The organism is Campylobacter sp. CNRCH_2007_0968H, from assembly GCF_025773245.1.
GTDB lineage: Bacteria > Campylobacterota > Campylobacteria > Campylobacterales > Campylobacteraceae > Campylobacter_D > Campylobacter_D lari_D.
The window spans coordinates 13,868-35,807 of record NZ_JAKMTQ010000005.1 but is presented as its reverse complement, the minus strand read 5'-3'; the positions used below and the strand labels follow the sequence as shown (position 1 = coordinate 35,807).

At 30.9% G+C, this 21,940-nt stretch carries 21 protein-coding genes; 14 read left to right on the top strand and 7 right to left on the bottom strand.

The features are described 5' to 3' along the window. Positions 1–65 precede the first annotated feature (65 nt). A complete protein-coding gene (gene prfB, locus L8Y18_RS03860; protein WP_039642502.1) occupies positions 66–1,166 on the top strand; it encodes a peptide chain release factor 2 in 1,101 nt (366 codons plus the stop codon). A gap of 19 nt (positions 1,167–1,185) precedes the next feature. Beyond that, positions 1,186–2,022: a universal stress protein gene (locus L8Y18_RS03855; protein ID WP_263673038.1), complete on the top strand. Its 837-nt coding sequence runs from the start codon at positions 1,186–1,188 to the stop codon at positions 2,020–2,022. A gap of 57 nt (positions 2,023–2,079) precedes the next feature. Here the strand turns inward: L8Y18_RS03855 and L8Y18_RS03850 are convergent, their stop codons facing one another. Continuing rightward, positions 2,080–3,117 carry a YeiH family protein gene (locus tag L8Y18_RS03850; RefSeq protein WP_263676292.1) on the bottom strand — a complete coding sequence of 346 codons (1,038 nt, stop codon included), beginning with the start codon at positions 3,115–3,117 and terminating at the stop codon, positions 2,080–2,082. A gap of 106 nt (positions 3,118–3,223) precedes the next feature. Here L8Y18_RS03850 and L8Y18_RS03845 point away from each other — a divergent pair, with 106 nt between their 5' ends. Beyond that, positions 3,224–4,087 carry a LysR family transcriptional regulator gene (locus L8Y18_RS03845; protein ID WP_263669732.1) on the top strand — a complete coding sequence of 288 codons (864 nt, stop codon included), beginning with the start codon at positions 3,224–3,226 and terminating at the stop codon, positions 4,085–4,087. Here L8Y18_RS03845 and murD read toward each other — a convergent pair. Beyond that, on the bottom strand, positions 4,079–5,278 hold the full coding sequence (gene murD / locus L8Y18_RS03840) for a UDP-N-acetylmuramoyl-L-alanine--D-glutamate ligase (protein WP_263676291.1): 1,200 nt from the start codon (positions 5,276–5,278) through the stop codon (positions 4,079–4,081). The genes L8Y18_RS03845 and murD overlap by 9 nt on opposite strands. After that, positions 5,278–6,336 carry a phospho-N-acetylmuramoyl-pentapeptide-transferase gene (gene mraY, locus L8Y18_RS03835; RefSeq protein ID WP_263676290.1) on the bottom strand — a complete coding sequence of 353 codons (1,059 nt, stop codon included), beginning with the start codon at positions 6,334–6,336 and terminating at the stop codon, positions 5,278–5,280. The genes murD and mraY overlap by 1 nt, the downstream gene beginning before the upstream one ends. 78 nt (positions 6,337–6,414) lie before the next feature. Between mraY and gpmI the strand changes: the two genes are divergently transcribed. Together gpmI and fabG are read left to right on the top strand one after the other, a co-directional pair. Further along, complete coding sequence (gpmI, locus tag L8Y18_RS03830) at positions 6,415–7,893, top strand: 2,3-bisphosphoglycerate-independent phosphoglycerate mutase (protein WP_263669730.1); 1,479 nt, start codon at positions 6,415–6,417, stop codon at positions 7,891–7,893. Positions 7,894–7,907: 14 nt separating this feature from the next. Next, positions 7,908–8,651 (top strand): 3-oxoacyl-ACP reductase FabG, encoded by a 744-nt coding sequence (gene fabG / locus L8Y18_RS03825; protein ID WP_220566803.1) that lies wholly within the window; start codon positions 7,908–7,910, stop codon positions 8,649–8,651. Positions 8,652–8,659: 8 nt separating this feature from the next. Here the strand turns inward: fabG and acpS are convergent, their stop codons facing one another. The 3 genes from acpS to L8Y18_RS03810 form a co-directional block, all read right to left on the bottom strand. After that, on the bottom strand, positions 8,660–9,016 hold the full coding sequence (acpS, locus tag L8Y18_RS03820; RefSeq protein ID WP_133319595.1) for a holo-ACP synthase: 357 nt from the start codon (positions 9,014–9,016) through the stop codon (positions 8,660–8,662). Continuing rightward, positions 9,016–9,561 (bottom strand): flagellar basal body-associated protein FliL, encoded by a 546-nt coding sequence (gene fliL / locus L8Y18_RS03815; RefSeq protein WP_133319594.1) that lies wholly within the window; start codon positions 9,559–9,561, stop codon positions 9,016–9,018. The genes acpS and fliL overlap by 1 nt, the downstream gene beginning before the upstream one ends. Positions 9,562–9,626: 65 nt before the next feature. After that, on the bottom strand, positions 9,627–10,265 hold the full coding sequence (locus L8Y18_RS03810; RefSeq protein ID WP_220566805.1) for a transcriptional regulator: 639 nt from the start codon (positions 10,263–10,265) through the stop codon (positions 9,627–9,629). Between the two features lie 218 nt (positions 10,266–10,483). Between L8Y18_RS03810 and L8Y18_RS03805 the strand changes: the two genes are divergently transcribed. From L8Y18_RS03805 to L8Y18_RS03790, 4 genes are all read left to right on the top strand, one after another. After that, the gene (locus L8Y18_RS03805) at positions 10,484–11,908 is read left to right on the top strand and encodes a catalase (protein WP_263676288.1); all 1,425 of its coding nucleotides are present in this window, start codon (positions 10,484–10,486) and stop codon (positions 11,906–11,908) included. Positions 11,909–11,959: 51 nt separating this feature from the next. Next, positions 11,960–12,421: an ankyrin repeat domain-containing protein gene (locus L8Y18_RS03800; protein ID WP_263676286.1), complete on the top strand. Its 462-nt coding sequence runs from the start codon at positions 11,960–11,962 to the stop codon at positions 12,419–12,421. A gap of 172 nt (positions 12,422–12,593) precedes the next feature. Next, the gene (argH, locus tag L8Y18_RS03795; RefSeq protein WP_263676285.1) at positions 12,594–13,991 is read left to right on the top strand and encodes an argininosuccinate lyase; all 1,398 of its coding nucleotides are present in this window, start codon (positions 12,594–12,596) and stop codon (positions 13,989–13,991) included. A gap of 20 nt (positions 13,992–14,011) precedes the next feature. Then, the gene (locus tag L8Y18_RS03790; RefSeq protein WP_263676284.1) at positions 14,012–15,343 is read left to right on the top strand and encodes an anaerobic C4-dicarboxylate transporter family protein; all 1,332 of its coding nucleotides are present in this window, start codon (positions 14,012–14,014) and stop codon (positions 15,341–15,343) included. 3 nt (positions 15,344–15,346) lie between these two features. On the opposite strand, the gene L8Y18_RS03785 is transcribed toward L8Y18_RS03790, so the two are convergent. Further along, entirely contained in the window at positions 15,347–16,021 is a 675-nt protein-coding gene (locus tag L8Y18_RS03785) for a transcriptional regulator (protein WP_133319588.1), read from the bottom strand. 167 nt (positions 16,022–16,188) lie between these two features. Here L8Y18_RS03785 and L8Y18_RS03780 point away from each other — a divergent pair, with 167 nt between their 5' ends. From L8Y18_RS03780 to L8Y18_RS03760, 5 genes are read left to right on the top strand one after another with little or no spacing between them, the layout of a single operon-like run. Beyond that, a complete protein-coding gene (locus tag L8Y18_RS03780) occupies positions 16,189–16,551 on the top strand; it encodes a Rid family detoxifying hydrolase (protein ID WP_044598311.1) in 363 nt (120 codons plus the stop codon). A gap of 3 nt (positions 16,552–16,554) precedes the next feature. After that, positions 16,555–17,994, top strand: coding sequence for a C4-dicarboxylate transporter DcuC (gene dcuC, locus L8Y18_RS03775; protein ID WP_220566810.1), 1,440 nt, complete (start codon positions 16,555–16,557; stop codon positions 17,992–17,994). A 13-nt stretch (positions 17,995–18,007) separates the two neighbouring features. Then, positions 18,008–19,177, top strand: a complete 1,170-nt coding sequence (locus L8Y18_RS03770; RefSeq protein WP_263676283.1) for a trans-sulfuration enzyme family protein — start codon at positions 18,008–18,010, stop codon at positions 19,175–19,177. 3 nt (positions 19,178–19,180) lie between these two features. Next, entirely contained in the window at positions 19,181–20,545 is a 1,365-nt protein-coding gene (purB, locus tag L8Y18_RS03765) for an adenylosuccinate lyase (RefSeq protein ID WP_263676282.1), read from the top strand. A gap of 6 nt (positions 20,546–20,551) precedes the next feature. Beyond that, complete coding sequence (locus tag L8Y18_RS03760; protein WP_263664796.1) at positions 20,552–21,892, top strand: MmgE/PrpD family protein; 1,341 nt, start codon at positions 20,552–20,554, stop codon at positions 21,890–21,892. Positions 21,893–21,940: the final 48 nt, after the last annotated feature.

Sequence of the window (21,940 nt, the reverse complement as noted above, 5' to 3'; positions counted from 1 at the left end):
TAAATGTTTTATTTTTTGCTAAAATTATAAGATTAAATTATATCAAAATTAGAAAGAAAATTTTTATGGATAATTACGAATACAGCGAACTTTTAAAAAAATTAAAAAACAAAGTTGGAAATATTGCTTCTATTATTAAACCTGAAGAGATAAAAGCAAGATTAAAAGAAATAGAAAATTTAGAAAACTCCCCTTCTTTTTGGAGTGATGTAAAACAAGCAGGCATTATAGGTAAAGAAAAAACTAAAATTTCAAATTTACTTAAAAATTATGAAAATGCAAATAATGCTTTAAATGATGCAAGTGAGCTTTTTGATCTTGCTAATAGTGAAAATGATTTAGATACCATAGAAGCTTTATTTGAAGATGCAAACAAGCTAGAAGATCTTATTGTAAATCTTGAAATTTCTATGCTTTTAAGCGGAGAAAATGATGGTAAAAATGCTATAGTTTCCATTCACCCAGGTGCAGGCGGAACGGAGAGTAATGACTGGGCTAGTATGCTTTATAGGATGTATTTGAGATTTTGTGAAAGAGAAGGTTTTAAAGTGGAAACACTTGACTTTCAAGAAGGCGAAGAAGCAGGGCTTAAAGATGTTAGCTTTTTAGTAAAAGGTGAAAATGCTTATGGGTATTTAAAAGCTGAAAATGGCATTCATCGTTTAGTAAGAACTTCTCCATTTGATAGTGCAGGGCGTCGCCATACGAGTTTTTCTAGTGTGATGGTTTCACCTGAACTTGATGATGATATTGAAATAGAAATTGAAGAAAAAGATATAAGGATTGATTATTATAGAGCAAGCGGAGCGGGTGGACAGCATGTTAATAAAACTGAATCAGCAGTGCGCATAACTCATATGCCAAGTGGTATAGTAGTGCAATGTCAAAACGATAGAAGCCAACACAAAAACAAAGCCACAGCCTTTAAAATGTTAAAATCACGCCTTTATGAGCTTGAGCTTATGAAACAACAAGATGAAGCAAATTCAAGTGAAAAAAGTGAGATAGGTTGGGGTCATCAAATCCGCTCTTATGTGCTTTTTCCTTATCAACAAGTCAAAGACACACGCTCAAATGAAGCTTTTTCACAGGTTGATAATATCTTAGATGGGGATATTAAAAAAATTATAGAAGGTGTTTTAATAGCACAAAAAGCACAAGATTAATACTACAAAAGGATATTAAATGGAAAAAATTCTAGTTTGTGTGGATGTTTTAGAGCCTTGTAGGGAAAGTTTGCATTATGGGGTGTATTTAGCCAAAAAGCTAGATTTACCTTTAATGTTTTTATACACTATAGAACCAAATTTTACTAATGCTGAATTAGCTTGTAGTTTTGGAATAGGTGCTAGTGGATGTGTGATTGAAGATTTGGTAGAAGAGCAAAGTCAAAAAAATGAAAATCTTTGCAAAAAAGGGCAAAGAATTTTAGAAGAATTTTGTGCTTATGCAAAAGAACAAGGCGTAAAAGAATGCTTTAGTGTGCAAAGAGATGGAGACTTAGAAGAAGTTTTAAAAGAATACAATGATCAAATAAGATTAGCCATAGCAGGTTTAAAAGGCGGAGGTAAGAAAAACAAAATAGGTATTCATACAGAAGAATTAGTAAGAGCTTTAAATGTGCCTATTTTGCTTGTAAATTCTGCTTTTAAAGAGATTAAAAGTGTAATGATGGCTTATGATGGGAGTAATTTAGCTAAAAAGGCCATAGAACAAGCCATTAAAAGACCTATTTTTAAAGAAGCAAAGCGTTATGTAGTAAATGTTTCTAAAGATGAAAAAGCTTCTTGTGAGTTATTAGCTCAAGTAAGTCAAATTTTTAAAGAAGCAAATTTAAATGTGCAAACACAGCATTTAAGTGGAGAGATTACTCAAGCTTTATTTGATTTTGGTGAGCAAAATGATATAGATTTATTGATTATGGGGGCTTACTCACATCACTGGGTAAAAAGTATTTTATTTGGTAGTTTGACAAATGATATTTTAACTAAGGCTAAAAAACCTTTATTGTTAATTCGCTAACATTAATCTATTTTGATTAAAGATTATAAAATAAATACATGAAGAATTTTCATGTATTTATAAATTTAATAATAAAATAAAACTAATTGATATAAAGATTAACCATATAAAAAGAAAAAATGCCATTAAAAATGGTTTAAAACCTGCATTTTTTAAAACATTTTTATGGATATTTACTCCTAAAGCTACCATAGCCATAGAAAGCAAAAGTGTGTCTATAGTTTGCATGCTTGGTTTTATATAGTTAAGCGCAAAATCTGTATTTAATATTTCAAGTGAGCTAATACCGCATGCAAATAAAAACCACAAAGCAAAATAAGGAATATTTGCTTTAATGGAGATTTTTTCATTATTTTTACTTAGAAATTTCAATGAAAAAAGACTTAAGAAAATCAAAAAAGGCACTAGCATTAAAACACGCATCATTTTTTCTATGACAGCACCATCTCCTGCTTTTACAGCTTCACCTGCTGCAACAGCATGTGCAACTTCATGCAAGCTTGCTCCCATGAAATACCCCATTTGCTTTAAATTAAAAAAATCAAACCAACCTAAATTCCAAGCCAAAGGATATAAAAACATCCCTAAAGTTCCAAACACAACCACAGTGCAAACTGCTACGCCAACTTTAGCAGAGCCACCTTTAACAATGCTTTCACTAGCCATCACAGCAGCTGCTCCACAAATGCTTGAGCCACTACTTATAAGTATGCTTTCTTTAAGATCAAGTTTGAATAATTTTCCTAACAAAAGCCCTATAAAAAAGGTAGAAAATACCACTAAAAATGCTAGCAAAATCCCATTTAATCCAACTTTTTCTAAATCATTAAAAGTAATTCTAAAACCATAAAGTATAATTCCAAGTCTTAAAATTTCTTTTGTTGCTATGCCTAAAACTCCTGATTTTTTGAGTAAATTTGCATTTTGATGAGCTAAATTTCCTATTAAAGCTCCTAAAATCACGGCTATGATTAAAGCTGAAATTCCAAGATTTTTAAAAAAATTAAGCTCAGAAATAGCAAAAGCACAAAAAGCAAGAGTAAAAAGCAGTAAAAAAGCTTCAAATTTTCTATGTTTATATATATTTTTATGCATGAATTTTTCCTTTTTTTGTTTTTTGTAATCTTAATGATTTTTTTGTGATAAGTAAAATTAATTTTATTTGATATAATGATTAAAAATATTTATCAAAAGAGTGCTTATGACTTTTAAACAAATAAAATATTTTCAAGCCTTGTGTAGAAATTTAAATTTAAGAGCTTGTGCTAAAGAATTAAATATAACTCAATCTGCTTTGTCTTTAGCTATATTTGAACTTGAAAAAAGTTTAAACACCAAGCTTTTTGATAGAAATGCTAAATTTTTAAGTTTAAATGAAAAAGGAAAAGTGTTTTTAAAACAAATCACTCCTTTGATTTTAGAATTTGAACGCATAGAAAAAGCAATGCAAGATGATCAAAGCTATGAAATAAGTATGAAAGTTAGTCAAAATGTAGGCACTTATTTACTAGGAACTTTTTTAGATCAAAAGGCGGAAAATATCAAGTTAAATTTGTCTTTGGATAATAGTCAAAATATTATCAAAGATATTTTAGATAAAGAAATAGATATAGGTTTGATTGAAGGAATTTGCAAAGATAAGGATATAAAAAAGATTAAAATTTGTGATGATGAGCTTATTGTAGTGAGTAAAAATGACTTGAAAAAAGAATTTTTCATAGATGAATTAAAGGATTTTAAATGGCTAAGTCGCGAGCAAGGTTCAGGTGCAAAAGAAGTGTTTTTAAATGCTTTACCTAAAGATGTAAAGCTTAATTTGGTTTATGAGTTAAACTCAACTGCTATGATAAAAGAGTTGGTTAAAAAAGGTAAATTTTTAGCAGTTTTACCTAAATTTAGTGTTAAAGAAGAGCTTGAAGCTAAAAGTTTATTTGAAGTAAGATTAAAAAATTTTAAAATTTCAAGAGAGCTTTGCTTGATTTATCATAAAAATAAAGAACCAAGCAATAAATTTATAAATTTATGTGAGTTTTTAAAATTTTGCATTCAAAAAGATTTAGCTTAATTCTTGAATACATTTTTTAAAAAGCTCTCCTCTTTCTTCATAAGATTTAAACTGATCTAAGCTTGCACAAGCAGGGCTTAGTAGGGCTACTTCATCATTAGTTAAGTTTTGATTGATTTTTTCTACTGCTTTAGGTAAAAACTCACAAAAATGTGCTTTTAAATTAGCATTTTTAGCATAATCAAGTATTTTATTGGTGCTTTTTCCTATGGCATAAAGCTCTATATCAAGCTCTTTCATAAAAGCAAATAAAGCGCTTAAATCCACTCCCTTGTCATCCCCACCTATGATAAGATGAATTTTTTTATCCTTATAGCGTTTAAGAGCAGCTAAACTAGAATCAAGATTAGTTGCTTTAGTATCATTTACCCAAAGTCTATTTTTATGATCAAATATTTCTTCAAGTTTATTTTTTTCTATTTTAAACTTGTTTAAAAGCTCATAAGAGCAACGATCTAGTATGATTTTTTCTATACTTAAAGCAATAAGTGCATCAAGTAAAAATGGGGTTTTAAAATGAATTTTTTCTAAATCAATTTGCATTTTTTTAGCTAAATCTTGCTCATCTTCATAGCTTATAACATAAGCATGAGTTGGATAAGCCTCGTATTTTTTAGGTAAAATTACCACATCATTTTCATTCATTCTTTCAAGCACACTAAGCTTTGCTCGCTCATAATTTTCAAAGCTTTTGTGCCAAGAAAGATGATCAGGCGTGATAGGTAAAAGTGCATAAATTTCAGGTTTAGCTACTTTGGTGTAAAAAAGCGAAAAAGATGAACTTTCTAAAATCCATAATTTAGCACTAATATCCATTTGTGCTAAAGGAGTTCCTATGTTTGCTCCCATTTGTGCATTGATGTGTTTTAAAAGATGATGTGTCATTTGGGTGGTGGTGGTTTTGCCATTTGTTCCGCTTATCCAAACACTTTTTGGCATGCCATCATAAAAAAAATCATACTCACTGCTTAAATTTTTTGCTTGCTGTATGAGAGAATGATCATTTGGAAAGCCAGGACTTGGAATTTCTAAGTCACTTTTTAAAGGATCAAATTCACAAGGCGGTAAAAGTGTATTGTTAAATTCATCTTTACTTATACTTGCAAAATGATCATCATAAATATCGCAATTTCCAAAACGCTGTGCAAAAGCTTTAGTTGTTTTTCCGTATCCAAAAAGTGAAATTTTCATTATCTTAACTTTATACTAATTAATGCAATGATATTTGCAAGCAAGGCTATCATCCAAAAACGCACGATGATTTTATTTTCCACCCAACCTATTTTTTCAAAATGATGATGAATAGGTGCCATTTTAAATACTCTTTTATTAAAGATTTTAAAACTTCCTACTTGTAAAATCACTGAAATAGTTTCTAAAACAAATACAAAGCCTATAAGCAAAAGCAAAATTTCATTTTTACTTACTATACCAAGATAGCCTAAAAACGCCCCTATGCTTAAACTCCCACTATCTCCCATAAAAACTTGTGCAGGATAGCAGTTATACCACAAAAATCCCATAAGTGCACCAACTAAAGCCGCACTTATTACCACAAGTTCTCCTAGACCTTGAATTTTAGGTAAGAATAAATAAGAACTATAAATAGCATTTCCACTTAAATACAAAAAAGCACCAAGACTTAAAAGAGAAAATATAGAAGGCACGGTTGCAAGACCATCAAGCCCATCGGTTAAATTTACAGCATTAGAGCTTGATATAATAACTAAAATCCATAAAAACAACATAAACATACCACCATCAAAAATAGCATGTTTGTAAAAAGGTAAATAAAATTCAGTATTTATATCAAATAAATATAATAATCCAACACAGATAAAAGCAGCACTAAATTGCCCTAGTAGTTTCATTTTTGGGCTTAATCCTGCGTGATTGTCTTTTTTTAAAATTTTCCCCAAATCATCAACTAAGCCTATAGTACAAAATAGTACTAAACATAATAATCCAACGATTACAAAACTATTATTTAAATCAGCGCTTAAAACACTTGCTATGATAGTAGCAAAGATAAAAACAAGCCCACCCATAGTAGGAGTATGAGATTTAGCTTGGTGTGATTGTGGAGCGTATTCATAAATAGGTTGATTTGCTTTTTTATTTTGAGCCCATTTGATAAATTTTGGCATTAAATACAAACTCAAAAATAAAGCAATAAAAAATGCAAAACCAGCACGCACGCTAATATAAGAAAAAAACATATAATTTGTATATTCTGTAAGATAAAGCAAAATTTTAACCTTGTATTTGTTTTTTAAAAGCATAATTTTAGTAAAATCACATAAATAAATTATAAAAAAGAGTAAAAAATGAGTCAAAAATGTATTTTGATAATCACAGATGGTATAGGACATAATACAAATTCAAACTATAATGCTTTTTTTCATGCTAAAAAGCCAACTTATGATAAGCTTTTTGAAAATACCCCTAATGTTTTGATAAAAACAAGTGGCTTGGCAGTTGGCCTACCTGAAGGTCAAATGGGTAATAGCGAAGTAGGGCATATGTGTATAGGTAGTGGACGCATAATCTATCAAAATTTAGTCAAGATAAATAAAGCCATAGAAAATGACACTTTAAAAGACAATAAGGCTTTAAAAGAATTATTGCAAAAATGCAAAAGAGTGCATATTATAGGGCTTTATAGTGATGGCGGGGTGCATTCTATGCATACACATTTTAATGCACTTTTAAAAATTTGTAGGCAAGAAAATAAAGAAGTTTTTGCGCATGCAATTAGTGATGGTAGAGATTGTCCTCCAAATTCAGGTTTAGAATTTATAAAATCTTTACAGGAATTTTGCGAAAAAGAAGGGGTTAATTTTGCTTCTTTATCGGGAAGATTTTATGCTATGGATAGAGATAAGCGCTATGATAGGGTTAAGTCTTATTATGATACTTTATTTGCTAAGGCACCAAAGTGTGATGATTTTATGCAATTTATACAAAAAAACTATGATGAAAATATCACGGATGAGTTTTTAACCCCAGTTATTAGTCAAAGCTTTGATGGAATTAAGGCTGAAGATGGTGTGATTTTTATCAATTTTAGAAATGATAGAATGCGTCAATTAGTCGCTTCTTTAACCCAAGAAAGTTTTAATGAATTTCCAAAAGAAGTGCTTATAAAAAATGCCATTACTATGAGTTTGTATGATGAGAGTTTTAAACTACCTGTGATGTTTGAAAAAGAAGAGTTAAATAATACTTTAGCTTCTGTGATAGCTAATGCAAATTTAAGCCAACTTCACACAGCTGAAACAGAAAAATATGCTCATGTAACCTTTTTCTTTAATGGGGGAAAAGAAGAATTAGAATGTAATGAAACAAGAATTTTAATTCCAAGTCCTAAAATAAAAACATACGATGAAAAACCTCAAATGAGTGCTAAAGAAGTCACAGATGAGGTGCTTAAGGGTATAGAAAGTGGTATGGATTTTATCGTAGTAAATTTTGCAAATGGTGATATGGTAGGACATACGGGTGATTTTGAAGCTGCGATTAGTGCGGTTGAATGTGTAGATGAGTGTTTAGGTAGGGTTATTGCTAAAGCAAGAGAGCATGATTATGCTTTTATTATTACTTCAGATCATGGAAACTGTGAAGCGATGAGGGATGAAAAAGAAAATATGCTCACTAATCACACAACCTTTGATGTTTTTGCTTTTGTCGAAGCTAAAGGAGTAGAAAAGCTTAAAGAAGGCATGGGGCTTAGTAATATAGCACCAAGTGTGCTTAAAATTTTAAACTTACCTATCCCAAAAGAAATGGATGAGGCTTTATTTTAATTTAAAGGAGAACAATGAAATTTAGTGGAAAAAATGTTTTAATAACAGGTGCAAGTAAAGGTATAGGTGCAGCAATAGCCAAAGAATTAGCAAGTTATGGCTTAAAAGTTTGGATTAATTATAGAAGTAAGCCTGAACTTGCTGATGCACTAAAAGAAGAGATAGAAAAAAGTGGTGGTTGTGCGGCTGTGATTAAATTTGATGCAAGTGTTGAAGAAGAATTTACAAGCGCTATTGCAACTATAGTAGAAAGTGATGGTGAGCTTAGTTATTTAGTTAATAATGCAGGTATTACTAATGATAAATTAGCACTTAGAATGAGTATGGATGATTTTTCTTCAGTGATTAATGCTAATTTAAATTCAAGTTTTTTAGGTTGTAGAGAGGCATTAAAAACTATGAGTAAAAAGCGTTTTGGTGCGGTTGTAAATATCGCTTCTATAGTTGGAGAAATGGGAAATGCAGGCCAAACTAATTATAGTGCTAGTAAAGGCGGTATGATAGCTCTAACAAAATCTTTTGCTAAAGAAGGCGCAGCAAGAAATATAAGATATAACTGCATTACCCCAGGTTTTATAAAAAGTGATATGACTGAAGTTTTAAGTGATGAGATTAAACAAAATTATATTAACAATATCCCTTTAAAGCGTTTTGCAGATGCTAGTGAAGTAGCTCAAGCTGTGGCATTTTTATTAAGTGATCATTCTTCTTATATCACAGGAGAGATTTTAAAAGTCAATGGCGGGCTTTATATGTAAGCAAGGTTTTAACCTTGCTTAGTTTCTATAGCTACTACTGCTATAGCAAAACCCCCATCATGTGCTACGCTTACACTTGCTGATTTAATTTTGAATTCTTGCATGACTTTTTGAGAAAAACTAATGTGTGGAGCATTTTTATCATCCTTAGAGATGATGATGTCAAAAAAAGAACATTCTTTAGAAATTCCAACCCCCAAAGCCTTAGAGGCAGCTTCTTTAATAGCCCAAAATCCGGCTAGAGTGTTGGTATTTTTTATATAACTTTGCTCTTTCTTGGACAAAAATTTATCTAAGAAAAGCATTTTATGTCTTTCATAAATTTTTTCTATGCGAGAGCATACGACTATGTCACAGCCTATCATTAAGATACTACAAAGTCGGTAAAATAAATATTTTTGATAAAACCATCAGTTAAAACTTCATTGATCTTGCCGGTTAATTCATCTTTTAATCTTTCTTTACCCTTTGTAGTGCTTACTTCTTCAAAGGTTTTTGATGTTAAAGTTCTAATGATAATATCTCTAATAATAGCAACTTTTTTATCAAGTTCAGGAGTTAATGTTTCAACATTTTGTTCAAGTTGAATGGTGCATTTTACATATCTTGATCCACCATCACTTAATAAATTTAGCGTAAAAGGTGCTAAAGGATACATCACGCCAATATTTGCATAATCACTCCCTCTAGCTGCTACTGCATTTGTTTTTTTAGGAGCTTGTGCAACTTGTGCGCTTTCTTCGGTTTGCGGGGTAGGATTTTCTTCAGAGCCGCCACTAAACATTAGATAAGCAATTGCTCCTACAATAACAAGTAAAAATACAAATAAAAATACAACGATAATGATTACTAAAGTATTCCCGCCTTTTTTCTTTGATTCACCTTGTTCATCCATCATATCATCAGCCATATTTTTCCTTTTATAAAATTTTAAAATGTTATTGTATCAAAAATTATATTTTTTTTAAATTATGATTATTTAATCTTTTGTAAATGTCTATAAACACTAGGTTCTGAAATATTTAAAAGCTCCGCAACTTTAGGAATAACACCTTTTACATTAAATACGCCTTTTTCATATAAACTAGCTATCATTTTTTGTTTTTCCTTCGGTTTTAAACTTTTATTTTTAAAACTTTCAATATCTATCCCCGTAATATCTTCAACGATTTCTTCTAAATCAAGTTTTATGTATTCTTTATTTTCTTGTTCAGGACTTTCATAAGAATTATCATAAATATTTCCAAGATTTAAAATTTCATCAGAGATTTTTTTAAATGCTGAAGTATCATGATTAATACAAAGCAAACCTTCAAGTTTTTCATCTTTTTTAATAAAAAAAGTAGAGCCTGACATTACTTGTGAGCTTTTAGCTGAAGTTTTATAATGTGTTATATAATCACGCTCTAAATAGATTTTGTTTTTAATCATTTCAATAGCAAAGCCTGTTAGAGGTGAATTTATAGTTCTTTTGCTAATATGATTATTAGCTATTTCTGCTATATTAGTACCATCTTCACTTACATCATGCAAAACTATTTCATAATTTCTTCCCAAAGCATCAGCAAGAAATTTCACTAATTTAATATAGTAAGTTCTTGTTTCTTTATCCATTAAACTCTCCTTGTTTTATTAATTTTGTAGTAAAAATATTTAAAATAAGAGTACTTATTCTTATTTTTCAACAATTTTAATACAAAATAAAAATAATTATGCTTAAAAAAAGATTATTTTTTCAAAAATAATGATTTTTATTGTTTAATTTTATTTTAATAATATAGGGATATAATTTATCAAATAATAAAAATTATTATTTATAAAAAGGAGAAAAGATGAAAAAACTAACCAATGATTTCGGAAATATCATAGCCGATAATCAAAATTCATTAAGCGCAGGTGCTAAGGGTCCACTTTTAATGCAAGATTATATTTTGTTAGAAAAACTTGCCCATCAAAATAGAGAAAGAATTCCAGAAAGAACTGTTCATGCAAAAGGGAGCGGTGCTTATGGGGAGCTTAAAATCACTAAAGATATTTCTCAATACACCAAGGCAAAAGTTTTACAGCTTGGAGAAAATACACCTTTATTTATAAGATTTTCAACCGTTGCAGGCGAAGCAGGTGCAGCTGATGCAGAAAGAGATGTAAGAGGTTTTGCTATTAAATTTTATACTAAAGAAGGAAATTGGGATTTAGTAGGTAATAATACTCCGACATTTTTTATAAGAGATGCATATAAATTTCCTGATTTTATCCACACTCAAAAAAGAGATCCAAGAACTCATTTAAGAAGCAATAATGCTGCATGGGATTTTTGGAGCCTTTGTCCTGAAAGCTTACATCAAGTTACTATTTTAATGAGTGATAGAGGAATTCCTGCAAGCTATCGTCATATGCATGGTTTTGGAAGTCACACTTATAGTTTGATTAATGATAAAAACGAAAGATTTTGGGTGAAATTTCATTTTAAAACCAAGCAAGGTATTAAAAATTTAACCAACGAAGAAGCGGCAAATTTAATAGCAAATGATAGAGAAAGTCATCAAAGAGATTTATATGAAGCTATTGAAAAAGGAGATTTTCCAAAATGGACTTTCCAAATTCAAGTTTTAAAAGAAGATGAAGCAGAAAAATTAGGTTTTAATCCTTTTGATTTAACTAAAGTTTGGCCACATAGTATTGTGCCTTTAATTGAAGTAGGCGAATTAGTACTTAATAAAAATGTACAAAATTACTTTAATGAAGTAGAACAAGCTGCATTTAGTCCAAGCAATATTGTTCCTGGTATTAGTTTTAGTCCTGATAAAATGTTGCAAGCTAGAATTTTTTCTTATCCTGACGCACACAGATATCGCATAGGGACAAATTATCATTTATTACCAGTTAATCGTGCAAAAAGTGAAGTAAATACTTATAATGTAGCAGGTGCTATGAATTTTGACACTTACAAAAATGGCCTTGCTTATTATGGACCAAATAGTTATGATGATAGTCCAAAAGAAGATAAAAATTACCTAGAGCCTGACTTAGCACTTGAAGGTAATGCGCAAAGATATGCTCCACTTGATAATGATTTTTATACCCAACCAAGAGCCTTGTTTGATATAATGAATCAAGATCAAAAAGAGCAGTTATTTAAAAATATCGCTGCTTCTATGAGTGGGGTTGATGAAAAAATTATTGCTAGAGCATTAAGTCATTTTGAAAAAATTTCAAGTGAATATGCAAATGGTGTTAAAAAAGCTTTGAAAATGTAATTTTTACTTGCCACTTTAAAAGTGGCAAACTAAAGATTATAAAGGAAAAATATGTTTAGTAATGAAGAAGAAAAAAGAATTCAAGAGCTTTGCACTATGGCTTTTGATTACGCAAGAAAAAATGATTTACAAAATTTAAAGACTATGATAGAAGCAGGTTTGAGTGTGAATTTAAAAAATCATAAAGGCGATAGTCTTTTAATGCTTGCAAGTTATCATAATGCTTATGAATGTGCTAAGTTTTTACTAGAAAATAATGCTAGGGTAGATGAGAAAAATGATAGAGGGCAAACTCCATTAGCAGGGGTGTGTTTTAAAGGATATTTACCTATGTGTAAGCTTTTGGTAGAACATGGAGCAAATATTGATGAAAACAATGGTCTTGGTATGACACCTTTTACTTTTGCGTTGATGTTTGGGCATAGAGATATAGTAGAGTTTTTAACAAAGAATTCTAAAAAAAGTTTTCTTAAAAAAATAGCTTTTAGTGTATTAAAAATTTTCAAAAAATAGTTAATAATTTATAATATATTAAAAATATATTTTATTTATTTAAAATTATCAAAAAATTTTATTATTAAATTATAAATTTTTAAAATTTTTTATTATAGAAATAAAAAATTTAAGCTAAATTAAAATAAATTCAAATAAAATTACCCCTAATTTTTTAATGAAAGGATAACAAATGTCTAACAAAACAGAAAAATTATGGGGTGGGCGTTTTGATTTACCTACAAATAAATTAGTTGAAGAATATACTGCTTCATTACCAGTTGAGCCAAGACTTGCTCCTTTTGATATACAAGGTAGTATAATTCATTGCACTATGCTTGCAAAACAAGGTATTATAAAAGAAGATGAAGCAAAAACTATCATCAAGGGTTTAGAACAAGTTAGAGAAGAAATTCAAAATGGTACTTTTGTGTTTGATATAGCTGATGAGGATATTCATATGGCTGTAGAAAAAAGAATGACACAAATCGTAGGTCCAGTAGGTGGAAAACTTCACACCGCAAGAAGTAGAAATGACCAAACTACTCTTGATTCAAAAATGCATATGAGAGCAGTTATTAAAGAAGTATTAACTCAAATTACTACTTTGCAAGAAGAAATCGTCCATCAAGCTCAAAAAAATATCAAAGCTATTATGCCAGGTTATACGCATTTGCAAACGGGCCAGCCAGTGCTTTTTTCACATTGGATTATGGCGTATTTTTGGATGTTAAGTAGGGATTATTCTCGTTTTGAGGATTTATATAAAAGAATGAATGAGTGTCCTTTAGGAGCAGCTGCACTTGGTGGAACTACATTTAATATAGACAGACATTTTTGTGCCAAAGAACTAGGCTTTACTAAACCAACAGAAAATAGCATTGATAGTGTAAGTGATAGAGATCACATGGTTGAATTTACTGCTATTGCTGCAATGTGTTTCATGCACCTTAGTCGTTTTTGTGAAGAGCTTATACTTTTTTCAAGTCAAGATTTTAATTTTATAGAATTAAGTGATGATTTTTGTACAGGTTCAAGCATAATGCCTCAAAAGAAAAATCCTGATGTAGCCGAAAAAATGCGTGGTAAGACAGGTAGAATGTATGGTAATATTATGGCAATGCTAACTATTATGAAAGGTATTCCATTAGCTTATAATACTGATATGAGTGAAGATAAGGCTCAAGTTTATGATTCTATGGACACTTTAATGGCAAGTTTAAAAATTATAACTCCTATGATAGAAAAAATGCAAGTAAATGCTAATAATACAAGAGCAGCAGCTGCAAAAGGATTTTCAAATGCTACAGATATGGCTGATTATTTAGTAAGAAAAAATATACCATTTAGAGAAGCTCATAGTATAGTTGGTGGTGCTGTGAATTATTGTATTAAACACGGAAAAATGCTTGAAGAGCTTAGCATGGAAGAATTCCATCAATTTAATGAAAATATCCAAGAAGATATTTATGAAGCAATTGCTTTAGAAACTTGTATAGACGCAAGACTTTCTTATGGTGGTACAGGAACTAAAGTTGTATTAGAGCAAATTGAACATGCAAAAGAATTGTTGGATAAATGTAAAAAATAAACAATAAGGGCGAAGATTAGATGGATATTATTTTTATACTTCAACTTTTTATTATTTTTTCTATGATAGCCATAGGTGGTAGATATGGTGGTATAGGACTTGGGGTTGCAGGTGGGCTTGGTATGTGTATTTTGGTGTTAGTTTTTGGTATGCAACCAGCTTCACTTCCTGTGAGTGTTGTGTTTATTATACTTGCTGTGATTACTTGCGTGAGTGTTTTGCAAAGCGCAGGCGGGCTTGATTTGCTAGTAAAAATAGCTGAAAAAGCATTAAAGAAAAAACCTCAAGCTATTGTTTTTATGGGTCCATTAATCACATCCACATTTACAATATTTTGTGGTACTACTTATGTAGCTTTTTCTATTTATCCAGTGATTGCTGAAGTAGCTGCTCAAGCTAAAATTCGTCCTGAAAGACCACTTTCGGTTTCAGTTATAGCAGCAGGTATTGCAGTGGTAGCTTCTCCTATGAGTGCAGCCACTGCAGGTATGGTAGCCATTTTAGCCATTAGTGGTGTAGGACTTGTTCAAATATTAGCTGTGGTAATGCCAGCATTTTTAATTGGTGTTGTATGTGCTTGTTTGAGTGTTTTTAAAAGAGGAAAAGAGCTTGAGCAAGATGAGGAATTTCAAAGAAGAGTAAGAGCAGGGGAATATCAGTTTTTAACTCAAGATAAACAAGAAGATAAACAAGAAACAGATCCTAAAGTAAAAAGAGCTTTATTGATATTTGCTTTGGGGATTTTAACCATTATTTTCTTTGGGACTTTTACAAATTTGTTACCTCACTATGAGCTTGCAAATGGTAAAATAGAAAGACTTTCTACCCCAAATTTAATTCAAATGATCATGCTTGCAACAGCTTGTTTAATTATGCTTTTTGCTAAAGTTCCTGCTAATAAACTTGGTGAAGCTTCTGTATTTAAATCAGGACTTATAGGCGTTGTAGGGGTTTTTGGTATAGCTTGGATGACAGGGACATTTTTTGAAGCTTACAAGCCTTTATTTAGTGATTCTTTATCACATATTGTAGAAGATTATCCGTATTTATTTGGCGTGGCTTTATTTGCCTTTTCTATGGTGATTTTTTCTCCAGCTGCAACAGTAGCTGCTTTGATGCCCTTGGGTGTGAGTTTGGGAATTCCTCCTCAAATTCTTATCGTGCTTTATCCTTGTGTGAGTGGAGATTTTATAGTTCCAGGAGCTAATCAAATAGCTTGTGTGGCTTTTGATAGAACAGGCACAACAAAAATAGGAAAATTTGTGATCAATCACTCTTATTTAAGACCAGGTTTTGCTTTAATCATTGGTGCTGTTGTGAGTGCTTATTTTATATCGCAAATAGTTTTTTAGCTATTAAAGGCTATTTTTAAATTTTTGCAAATATCTATAGACGCTAGGTTCTGATATATTAAGTGACTTAGCAACTATAGGTATACTTCCTTTAATGTTAAAAATTCCCTTTGAATGAAGCTTTTTAATAATCTCATCTTTTTGTTCAGTGCTTAAGCTATATCCTGAATTTAAATATTTTAAGTCTATGTTTTCAGCTAGAATATCTTCTATAGAATGACTAAGTGTTTCTATATTACTCACATTGTGTAAATTTACGTTGTTTTGATTGTGAATATCTAATAAATCACTAAAATCATTAATTTTTTCTAGTTCTATGATTTTACTAATAGCATTTCTAAGTTCTGTGGTGTCGTGATTTATACATAAAATTCCTACAATTTTATTTTGGTTTTTTATAAAAAAGGTTGATCCGGTAACGATCTTAGACTTTCCAACCTTTGCTTTGTAATCACATAAAAAATCTTTATTTAAATACTCTTTTTCTTGTACAAGCTCACTCGCAAAAGAGGTTAATGGAGAATTGATTGTCCTTCCGCTAATATGATTATTTGCAATGGCTGCTATATATGAACCCTCAGGTGAAATCACATGAAAAACTATTTCATACTGATCTCCAAGAACTTGCCCTAAAAATTGAGTGAGTTTGATAAATAATTCTTTTTGTTGTTCATCCATGATCTAGACCTTTTTGTTGTTTTTTGTTATTTTACAAAATATTTTCATCAAAGTTGTTAATATTTACAACAATAAAAAAAATTATTATTATGATAAAAAAATATTGACAATTTATTATTATGATGATAATATTATATTATGATTTCATTTAAACACAAGGAGTATACATGGCAAATTATCCAAAGGCTATAGGACCATATTCAGCTTATAGAGAAGCTAATGGTTTGTTATTTATTTCAGGACAACTTCCTATTAATCCACAAAGTGGAAACATAGAAAGTGAAGATGTAAAAGAACAAACAAGACAATCATTGTTAAATATCAAGGCTATATTAGAAGAAAATAATCTTTATTTTAATAATGTAGTTAAAACGACTTGCTTTTTAGCAAATATTGATGATTTTTTGGCTTTCAATGAGGTTTATTCTGAATTTTTCGCAGCTCCATATCCTGCAAGAAGTGCTTTTGCGGTAAAAGATCTTCCTAAAGGAGCAAAAGTGGAGATAGAGGTTATTGCTCATAAAGGATAGAGCATGTTGGGTTTATTTTTTGCAGGATGTTCTGTATTTTTACTTGTTTTTATGCTCTATAAAAAAATCAACGCCCACATGGCGTTGCTTTTAAGTGGTTTATTCTTGTTAGCTTTAGCAGGAATTTTTGGACTTTCTCCAATTATTAATGAAAAACAATCTTTACATTTAGGTCTTTTTGATATTTTTCAAGTAGTAAATACTAAAATGTCAAGTACTCTAGCAGGTCTTGGACTTACTTTAATGTGTATAGCAGGATTTTCTGCTTATATGGATCATGTAGGTGCAAGTTATGCTTTATTTAAAGTATTTGAAAGACCTTTAAAAGCTGTGAAATCACCTTATGTTTTATTGTTGGTTTCATATTTTGTGATCCAGTTTTTAGTGCTTTTTATACCTTCACATGCAGGTTTAGCACTTTTGCTTATGGTTACAATGTACCCTATTTTAGTGCGTTCAGGTGTTTCTAAGCTTTCTGCGCTTTCGATTATTGCTATTTGTCAATACATTGACCATGGCCCAGGAAGTGGTAATGTAATTTTAGCTGCAAAAACAGCTGAAATTGATCCTGCGGTATATTTTGTGCATTATCAGCTTCCTACAACTGTGCCTATTATCATAGCAGTGGGTATTGCGATTTATTTTTGCTCAAAATATTTTGATAAAAAAGAAAATTTCACATTTAACCGTGATGATGTTGAAAAAGAATTAGCAGAACATGATGGCAAAAGTGAAGAGCTTAAAAAACCACCTAGAATTTATGCGATTTTACCTATTATACCTTTAGTGTTAATTTTGGGCTTTAGTAGTGTTTTAGATAGCATAATGGTGTTAATGGGATTTACTACCATGGAAGAAGTTAAGGCAGCTTCATCTACTGCAATTAGGATGAATGTGCCAGTTGCTATGATGATTTCAACTTTTATAGCAATTATTTTTGAAATCATTCGTTATAAAAGTTTAATTGATACTTTAAATTCTATCATGGTATTTTTCAAAGGTATGGGGCATTTGTTTGTAATCACAGTTTCTTTGATCGTTTGTGGCCAAGTTTTTGCAAGTGGCCTTTTATCGGTTGGTTTTGTAGATACTTTAATAGACTTTGCAAAAGATGCAGGTTTTGGAGTGCTTGCTATCATCATAGCAGTTTCTATTTTACTTGCTGTGTGTGCATTTTTAATGGGTTCAGGAAATGCAGCATTTTTTTCTTTTGCACCACTCATTCCAAATATAGCAAAATCTTTTGGAGTTGAAACTATAACTATGATAGCACCTATCCAAATCATGACAGGTTTTGGTAGATGTGTTTCACCTATTGCACCAGCTATTTTGGCAATTTCAGCTATGGCTAAAGTAAATCCATTGCAAGTTGTAAAAAGAACAGCTATTCCTATGCTTGTAGCTGCTATTGTTAATGTGATTATGACTTATGTTTATTTGTAAAAAAGGACTTAAAATGAATAATAAAACTAAATTAATCCACCTAGGAAGAGGCGATCAAAGCGCTGAAGCAAGATCAGTTAATCCAACCTTAATGCGTGCATCAACCATACTTTTTAAAGATCATGCTACTTGGCAAAAATACCGCGAGCTAAGAAAAAATGAGCGTGTTTTAAGTTATGGTGCTAGAGGAACAGCTACAAATTTTGAACTTGAAAAACTTATTTGTGAGCTTGAGGGTGGTTATAGAGCACAACTTTTCCCAACAGGGCTTGCAGCATTAGCTATGGTGCTTTTAAATTATGCTAGTAAAGATGCTCATTTTTTAATCACTGATGCTATTTATGGACCTGTTAGAACAATTTGTGATTTATTTTTAACTAAAATGGGTATAGAAATTGACTTTCTAAAAGCTGATGCTTCTGATGTAGAGGAAAAAATCAAACCAAATACAAAATTAATCCTTTGTGAAAGTCCAGGTTCTATACTTTATGAAATTATAGACTTACCAAAACTTTGCGAAATTGCGCACAAACATAACATACCAGTAGCGATTGATAATACTTATTCAAGTGGGTATTTTTTAAATCCGCTTGAGCTTGGAGTAGATATTTCAGTAATTGCAGCGACTAAATATCTAAGTGGGCATTCAGATGTTACTATGGGTATAGTAGTGATTAATGAAAAAGAATGGAAAAATTTTGACAAATTGCCAGAAGCTTTAGGATTTACTACAAGTCCTGATGATGCTTATTTAGTGCTTCGTGGTATGAGAACTTTAGATGTAAGAATGAAAGCTCATGAAAAAAGTGCAGATGAGGTAGTAGGGTTTTTACAAAGTAGAAAAGAAGTTAAAACAATTTTTTATCCAAAATTAAAAACTCATCCAAACTATGAAGTTTTTATGCGCGATCATAAAGGTGCTAATGGTATGGTAACAATTGAATTTGCAGATGGTATTTCTAAAGAACAAGCTATTAAGTTTGTAGATAATTTAGAGTATTTTTCAATCGGTGCAAGCTGGGGTGGATATGAGAGTTTAGCTACTGTTACTACTCCACCAAGAACTGCGACAGATTGGAGTGCTAGAGGGCCTTTTGTGAGATTTCATATAGGTCTTGAAGATAGTAAGGATTTGATTGCTGATTTAAAACAAGCATTTGAAAAAATAAATTTTAAAGGATAAAACATGGGTGTGAGTGTATTTGATATGAGGTTGCTTCAAGATTCTTGGAGCACCCCTGCAATGAGAGCTATTTTTAGTGAAGAAAATAGAATTCAAAAATGGCTTGATGTAGAAGCTGCCTTGGCAAAAGCTCAAGCAAAACTTGGCATTATCCCTAATGAAGCAGCTATAGAAATAGCTAAAAAAGCTCATTATAAATTTATGGATATGGATTTTATTTTTGCTGAGTTTAAAAAGACTAAACACCCTTTAGTGCCTACTGTTAGAGGTTTGGAAAAAGCTTGTGAAAATGGTCTTGGCGAATATGTGCATTTTGGTGTAACAACACAAGATATCATTGACACAGGCATAGTTTTACAATTTAAAGAAGCTATGGCTTTAATCAAACAAGATTTAAAAGATATAGCTAAAAATTTAGCAAAAATCGCAAAAGAGCATAAGAACACTGCAATGATGGGAAGAACTTTAGCTTTACAAGCTTTACCTATAACTTTTGGACACAAAGTTGCAATTTGGCTAAGTGAGCTTAATCGTCACTATGAAAGAATTATCGAACTTGAAAAAAGATTATATGTAGGATTAATCGTAGGTGCAGTGGGAACTAAAGCAAGCTTAAGTGACAAGGCTAATGAAGTAGAAAAACTTACTTTAGAAAGTTTAGGTTTAGAGGTTCCTGACATCTCATGGCAACCAGCAAGAGATCGTTTTATTGAGCTTGGTTATGTTTTAGGTAATATCAACGCAACCTTTAACAAAATTGCACATCAACTTTTAATCTTAGCTCATAATGAAATCGATGAAATTGCTGAGCCTTTTGGAAAAGGTCAAGTAGGAAGTTCTACTATGCCTCATAAAAGAAATCCCGCAGTAAGTGAAAACGCAGTGACTGTAAGTAATGCCCTAAGAGCTAATATTGCAATTTTAAGCGATATAGAAAGACATGAGCATGAAAGAGATGGTCAAGTTTGGAAAATGGAATGGAAGCTTTTACCAGAAGCATTTTTAATGCTTTCAGTGGTATTAGCAAATATGAAATTTGTCTTTGATGATTTAGAAGTTAAAAAAGACAAAATGTTAAAAAATCTTGATACGCTTAATGGCTTTGTGTTAGCAGAACGTGTAATGTTTGCTTTGAGTGATCATTATGGTAAGCAACATGCACATGAAATTGTTTATGAAAATGCTATGAGAGGTATAGAAAATCATAAAACTTTTAAAGTTGTTTTACTTGAAGATGAGCGTGTAAGTAAGGTTTTAAGTGAAAAAGACATTGATGTTTTAATGGATGCTACAACTTATGTAGGTTATGCACCAAAATTAGTTGATGAGTTCTTAGAAAAAATCGCTAATGCACAAATTCTAAAGTAGGAAAAAATGTATTTAAGTGAAAAACTAGCCGAATTTATCGTAAATTTAGACTATGAAGCTATTCCTAGTGAAGTAAAACAAAGAGCAAAAGAGCTTATGCTTGATGCACTAGGAACAGCCCTAGCTGCTAAAAATGAAGCTTGTGTTTTAAATGCAACTAAGGCTTTTGAAGCTTTAAGCGTAAATCCTAGTGAAAAAATTTGGAGTGGGGATAAAAAGCTTGATGTAATTTATACTGCGATGGTAAATGCTATTGCAGCGCATGCCCTTGATTTTGATGATACTCATACTGAAGCTATTTTGCACGCTAGTGCTATTTTAACCCCGCTTTGTTTAACTTATGGATTTAGCGTAAATAAAGATGGAAAGAAAGTTTTAAAAGCCTTTATTATTGGTTGGGAAATTGCTGCTAGAGTGGGTATAGCAAGCAAAGGAAGTTTCCACAAATGCGGCTTTCATACTACAGCTATAGCAGGAATTTTTGGTAGTGTGGCTGCAAGTTGTGTTTTGCTTGATTTAAACAAAGATCAAATCATTAATGCATTAGGTTTAGCAGGAAGTTTTGCAAGTGGGGTAAATGAGTTTTTATCCAATGGTTCTAATTCTAAAGTTTTACACATAGCTAATGCTTTGAAAAATGGAATTTTAGTAGCAAATTTCGCAAAAGCTAATATGAGCGGTCCTTTGAGTATATTTGAAGGAAGGGATAATATCTTTAGAACTTTTGGCTTAGAAGATGAATGTGATAAAAATGAACTTTGTAAGGGGTTGAATGAAATTTGGCAAGTAATGCAAGTTTCGTTAAAACCTTATCCAAGTTGTCATTTTGCACATGGGCTTATTGATTGTGCTATGAGTTTAAGGAACGATGGCTTAAAAGCGCAAGATATCAAAAGTTTGCATTGCTTTGTAGATGAAGTACCAATTTCATTTATTTGTGATCCAATAGAAGCAAAATACACTCCACAAAGTGCTTATGCGGCCAAATTTTCCATGCCTTTTTTAATGGCCTTGGCATTTTTTGATGGCAAAATTACTTTAAAATCTTATGAAAATTTAAATAGAGCTGAACTAATAGAATTTGCTAAAAAAATTAGCTATGAGAAGAAAAAATCTAGCGGTTTCCCTAAATACTTTCCAGGACATTTAGAAGCTGTTTTAAATGATGGAAGAGTAATTAAAAAAGATGTGTTTATAAATAAAGGAAATTTTGATAATCCTTTAAGTTTTGATGAATTAAAAGATAAATTTCTTTCTAATGCTAGCATAGCACTTTCTTTAGAAAAGGCTGAGGAATTAGTTAAAAAGCTTCAAAATTTAGAAAATCTAAATGATTTTGATTTCTAGCAATCTCAAAATGAGATTGCTTATTATTTTAAAAAATAAATAATTGAA